At 69.4% G+C, this 618-nt stretch carries 1 protein-coding gene; it reads left to right on the forward strand.

Going from position 1 to position 618, the window contains the following annotated elements; all coding sequences use genetic code 11:
- Nucleotides 1-447: ribose 5-phosphate isomerase B (gene rpiB, locus AC1DWF_RS36060; RefSeq protein WP_476843249.1), on the forward strand; the 447-nt coding region annotated here is incomplete at its 5' end.
- Nucleotides 448-618: the final 171 nt, after the last annotated feature.

Genomic DNA, 618 nt, shown 5'->3' on the forward strand with positions numbered 1-618 from the left:
ATCATGATCATCGCCATCGGATCCGACCATGCGGGCCTGCCCCTGAAGCAGACCCTCCTCGCCGCGCTCGAGGCGGGCGGTCATACGCTGCTCGATGCCGGCACCTTCGGCGAGGCGAGCGTGGACTATCCGGACTTCGCCCATGAGGTCTGCGGGAAGGTGACCACCGGCGAGGCACGCTTCGGTGTGCTGGTCTGCGGCTCGGGCATCGGCATGTCCATCGCCGCCAACCGGCACCCGGCGATCCGCGCGGTGAACCTGCACAACACCACCGAGGCCCGGCTCACCCGCCAACACAACGACGCCAACGTCGCCTGCTTCGGCGCACGCACCCTCGGCGCCGAGGTCGCGCTGGACGCGCTGGCGACCTTCCTGGCGACGGAATTCGAGGGCGGCCGCCATCAGCGCCGCATCGACAAGCTGGCCCCGGAAACCGCCACGGCCTGATTCACCCGTCATGCCGGCGAAACCGGCCTGACCTGTCGCAGCCCCGGTATCCCCGCAGGGACGGGCCGTGTTATGCCGCGGGCGACCTGACGAAGGATCGTCCGATGAACGAATCTGCCGCCCGTTTCCTCCCCGCCCGCTTCTTCCAGGCCGGCGTCGCCGAAGCCGATC

It is taken from the genome of Aminobacter sp. P4_D5 (assembly GCF_056401815.1).